Origin of the sequence: Blastomonas sp. UPD001 (assembly GCF_003426715.1) — a bacterium.
Lineage (GTDB): Bacteria > Pseudomonadota > Alphaproteobacteria > Sphingomonadales > Sphingomonadaceae > Blastomonas.
The window spans coordinates 2,720,678-2,724,575 of record NZ_QKVT01000001.1 but is presented as its reverse complement, the minus strand read 5'-3'; the positions used below and the strand labels follow the sequence as shown (position 1 = coordinate 2,724,575).

Annotated in this window: 2 protein-coding genes; both read left to right on the top strand. The window is 65.7% G+C overall.

All coding sequences use genetic code 11. The features are described 5' to 3' along the window. The first annotated feature begins 60 nt into the window (after positions 1 to 60). The gene (pepN, locus tag DM995_RS13840) at positions 61 to 2,691 is read left to right on the top strand and encodes an aminopeptidase N (protein WP_116969798.1); all 2,631 of its coding nucleotides are present in this window, start codon (positions 61 to 63) and stop codon (positions 2,689 to 2,691) included. A gap of 205 nt (positions 2,692 to 2,896) precedes the next feature. Then, complete coding sequence (gene pgeF, locus DM995_RS13835; protein WP_031318106.1) at positions 2,897 to 3,670, top strand: peptidoglycan editing factor PgeF; 774 nt, start codon at positions 2,897 to 2,899, stop codon at positions 3,668 to 3,670. The last annotated feature ends 228 nt before the right edge of the window (positions 3,671 to 3,898 follow it).

Below are 3,898 nucleotides of genomic sequence, written 5' to 3'. Positions count from 1 at the left end.
AGACAAGCTCGGGGAGGATTTTCTCGTGCCAAACTCGGACACGCACACTAGACTCGCTCCATGGCCGATATCCAGACCGCAACCGCCAGCCCGGCGCTCCACGAACCCCCGGTGATCTATCGCGCGGATTACCAGCCGCCCGACTGGTGGGTGGAGACGGTCAGCCTTGAATTCGATCTCGACCTTTCCGCGACCGAGGTGCACGCGACGCTTGGTATTGTCCGCAACGGCGAACAAGACCGCCCCGTGCGGCTCGATTGCGATGGCGCGCTGCCGCAGACGCTCGCCGTCGATGGCCAGCCGGTGAACTGGCGGACCGAGGGCAGCGCAATCGCGTTCGACGTGTCGGGCGAGCGCGCCACTGTGACGCTCACCACCCGCATCGCGCCCGATACCAACACGCAGCTGATGGGGCTGTTCGCCTCGAACGGCATGTTGTGCACCCAGTGCGAGGCCGAAGGCTTTCGCCGCATCATCCCCTTCGTCGACCGGCCCGACAACATGTCGGTCTACGAGGTGCTGCTGCGCGCGGACAAGCAACGCTTCCCCGTCCTGCTCTCCAACGGCGCGCTGGTCGAATCGGGCGATCTGGAGGGCGGGCGGCATTATGCCCGCTGGCGCGATCCGCACCCCAAGCCGAGCTATCTGTTCGCGCTGGTCGCGGGCGATCTCGTCGCGACGCGCGACAGCTTCGCGACGAAGAGCGGGACGCATGTCGATCTCGCGATCTTCGTGCGCCAGGGCGACGAGGGGCGCACCGCGCATGCGATGCAGGCGCTCAAGGCCTCGATGGCCTGGGACGAGCGCGTCTATGGTCTCGAATACGATCTGCCGGTGTTCAACATCGTCGCGGTCAGCGATTTCAACATGGGGGCGATGGAGAACAAGGGCCTCAACATCTTCAATTCGCGCTATATTCTCGCCGATCCCGATACCGCGACCGATTACGACTATGACGCGATCGAGGGCGTGGTCGCGCACGAATATTTCCACAACTGGTCGGGCAACCGCGTCACCTGCCGCGACTGGTTCCAGCTGAGCCTCAAGGAAGGCTTTACCGTCTATCGCGACCAGTGCTTTTCCGCCGATATGGGGTCCGAAGCGGTCAAGCGGATCGAGGACGTGCGGATGCTGCGCGCGGCGCAATTCCCCGAGGATGCAGGCCCGCTCGCGCACCCGATCCGCCCCGACAGCTATATGGAGATCAGCAACTTCTACACCTCCACCGTCTACAACAAGGGTGCAGAGGTGATCCGCATGATGGCGACCATGGCGGGGCCCGAGCGGTTCCGCGCGGGCTGCGACCTCTATTTCCAGCGGCATGACGGCGAGGCGGCGACCTGCGAGGATTTCGTCCGCGCGATGGAGGAAGGCGCCGGGCTCGACCTGACGCAGTTCCGCCGCTGGTACGAACAGGCGGGCACGCCGCAGGTCCAGGCGCGATTGGAGCATGACGCCGCCACCGGTACCGCGACGCTGCACCTGCGGCAGAATTTCGCGGCCACGCCCGGCCAGCCCGCCAAGCCGCTGATGCCGATCCCCTTGCGCACCGCCCTCATCGACCGCGACATGAAGGCGCATCGCGGCGAGATGCTGGTGATGCTGACCGAGGCCGAACAGACGCTGAGCTTCACCGGCTATGCGCGCGCGCCGGTGCTGTCGATCAATCGCGGCTTTTCCGCGCCGGTCAATCTCGATGTCGCGCGCGCGAGCGGCGACCTGCCCTTTCTGGTGCGGCATGATGACGATCCGTTCGCGCGCTACGAGGCGCTGCAGCAGCTCGTCATCGACCGGCTGATCGCCGACATTGCCGATATGGACGGTCCCGGCGCGGCGCAGGGCCATGCGGTGTCGCTCGACGAGATCATCGCGGTGTTCGGCGATCTGGTCAGCGACCAAAGGCTCGACGATTCGATGCGCGCGGAGATCCTCAGCCTGCCCACCGAGGCGTTTCTGGGCGAACAGATGCTGGTGGTGCGGCCCGAGGCGATCCATGCGGCGCGCAAGAGCCTGCGCAAGGCGATCGGGTCGCGGCTGCTCGACCAGTGGCGGATTGCGCACGAACGCGCCTCGTCCGTGCCCTATTCGCTGAGCCGCGAGGCGCGCGGCGCGCGCAAGATCAAGTCGCTGGCGCTGGGTTATATCGCCTCGGCAGAAGCCGGCGATGCGGCGCAGATTGCGTTCGACCAGTTCGCGCGCGCCGACAACATGACCGATCGCCAGGGCGCGCTCGCGGTGCTCGCCAGCATGCAGGCCGACCGGCGCGAGACCGCGCTCGACAGCTTCTACAACCGCTATCAGGGCAATGCGTTGGTCATCGACAAATGGTTTTCGCTCCAGACCGGCTCGGCGCACCCGCGCGTGCACGAACAGATGCTCGAGCTCATCCGGCACAAGGACTTCACGCTGACCAACCCCAACCGGGTCCGCGCGCTCTACTGGCCGTTCGTCTCGAACCAGGCGGTGTTCCATCACGAGAGCGGGCGCGGCTATGAGCTGCTGACCGATCTCGTGCTGAAGCTCGATCCGCTCAACCCGCAGACCACCGCGCGCTTCATCGCACCGCTGGGGCGCTGGCGGCGCTTCGACGAGGCGCGCGCCGCGAAGATGCGCGGCTGCCTCGAGCGGATCCTGGCGCAGCCGGGATTGTCCAAGGATGTGACCGAACAGGTGGTGAAGAGCCTGGAATGATCAAACCTCCTCCCTTGATGGGAGAAGGATAGTGAGCCTTGCCAGTCCTGAGCTTGTCGAAGGGCTGGCTAGGCGAAGTTGGATGAGGGTGACCTTCGCAACATCTGCGCATGTTCACCCTCACCCAGCTACGACTAACTCGCTGCGCTCATAAGTCTTCGCAGCCCTCTCCCCTCAAGGGAGAGGGGTAGTTTGGGAAAGTGCCTTGACCGATACCGATATCCCCATCCTCACCTCGCCCGCGCTGGAAGGCATCGCGCATGGCTTTACCGGGCGGCGCGGCGGGGTTTCGACCGGGCTGGTCGCCGGGCTCAATGTCGGGCTCGGCTCGGACGACGATCCGGCGGCGGTGCACGAGAACCGGCGGCGCGCGGCCGAGGCGATCCTGCCGGGATCGACGCTGGTGACATTGCACCAGGTGCACAGCGCCGATGTGGTGCGGGTCAATGCCGCGATCCCGGTCGAGGACCGGCCCAGGGCCGACGCGATGGTCACCGACCGGCCGGGGCTGCTGCTTGGTGTGCTGGGTGCGGATTGCCCGCCAATCCTGTTTGCCGACGCGCGCGCACAGATCATTGGCGCGGCGCATTCGGGCTGGAAAGGGGCCTTTGCCGGGGTCGGCGAGGCGACGGTCGCGGCGATGGAGCGCATGGGCGCGCATCGCGAGAATATCGTCGCGGCGATCGGCCCGTGCATCCAGCAGAAAAGCTATGAGGTCGATACAGGCTTCTTCCGCCGCTTCTGCGAGGCCGCGCCCGAGAACGAGCGCTTCTTCCGCGAAGGCCGGGCCGACCATTACCAGTTCGATCTGGAAGGCTATATCGCCGCCCGCCTCGCCGCCTGCGGCATCGGCACGGTGCATATGAGCGGGGTCGATACCTATTCGGACGAGGCGGGCTATTTCAGCTTCCGCCGCGCGACGCACCGGGGCGAGCCCGATTACGGGCGGCAGATGGGGGCGATCGGGCTTGCCTCTTGAACCACCTGGTTGGTTTCCTTTGTAATCAGTTGCACGCTCGGGCATAGACAGGGGCATAACAAGGAAGCTGTTCGCTCTGCTTCAACCCAACCCGCTCAGCCTGAGCTTGTCGAAGGCCACGGGAAACCGCCAACGTCATAGCGGGGCCTTCGACAGGCTCTTAGCTGAGCGGACGTGGTGCGGGCATTGACGCAGGCCGACCTGACTCCCCCAATCGCAGGAACCCCG